Genomic DNA, 1,071 nt, shown 5'->3' on the forward strand with positions numbered 1-1,071 from the left:
GGGAGATACCGTCGTTGGCGTTGCGCACCGCCTGGTTCAGGCCGGAGATCTGGGCGGAGAAGCGGGTGGAGATGGCCAGACCGGCCGCATCGTCCTTGGCGCTGTTGATGCGCAGGCCGGAGGAGAGGCGTTGCAGGGAGGTCGAAAGCGCGCTCTGGGTCTTGTTCAGGTTCCGTTGCGCGGTCAGCGACGAGACGTTGGTGTTGATGACTTGTGCCATGACTGGACTCCTCTAAGTGCCCCGGGAGCGATTGCTTCGACCGAAGGCTATGATAGCTGGCGGATATGCTCCGAAACACGGGCATTCACCGCCTCCAATCAATGGATCGGCTGCGCAGAGGAATTCTTTAGGCTTGTACCGATTTTTTTACTTTTTTTATTTCAAAAAGTTACGGGCTTCTTGAAAATTGATCGGCATTTTTTCGATGTCCGGCCCGAAGCCGGGAGCCCCTCGGGGGAAGGGGGAAGGGGGGAAGGGGACAAGGCGACCAAACCACCTCGATTCGCAGGGAAGAGGGGCAGGCCCCTCCTGACGGAATCGGCCTGCCCCCCAAAAAAACGACCGCCCCTCACGGGGCGGCGCTTCAGCTCAGTTACCCGAGCAACGACAGGACGCTTTGCGGTGCCGCGTTGGCCTGCGAGAGCATCGCCACGCCGGCCTGCTGCAGGATCTGGTTGCGGGTCAATGCCGCCGTCTCGGAGGCGAAGTCGGCATCCTGGATGCGCGAACGCGAGGCCGACAGGTTCTCGGAGACGTTCTGCAGGTTGCGCACCACCGACTCGAAACGGTTCTGGATGGTACCGAAATCGGAGCGGGTCGAGCTGACCCGGTCGAGCATGGTGTCGATCATGGTGATCGCCGAACGGGCCGCATCCGCGGTACCGACCGACAGGGAGGTACCCAGGGCGCTACCGATACCGGTGGTGCTGTTGGCGCTCGCCACGTTCACCGTGGTCATCGCGATGGTGTCGGTGCCGGAAACCGCCTTGGCACCCACCTGGAAGGTGACGCTGGCCGAGGCGCCGAGCACCTTCACGCCGTTGAACTCCACCGCCTGGGTGATCCGGGTG

At 62.4% G+C, this 1,071-nt stretch carries 2 protein-coding genes; both read right to left on the reverse strand.

Features of this window, described 5'->3' with window-relative positions:
- Positions 1–220 (reverse strand): flagellin N-terminal helical domain-containing protein (locus ACYQ2W_RS26340; protein ID WP_459873897.1); only part of this gene is annotated, 220 nt, incomplete at its 3' end.
- 373 nt (positions 221–593) lie between these two features.
- A partial coding sequence (locus ACYQ2W_RS26345; protein WP_459874057.1) for a flagellin occupies positions 594–1,071 on the reverse strand: 478 nt, incomplete at its 5' end.

The organism is Endothiovibrio diazotrophicus, from assembly GCF_054657215.1.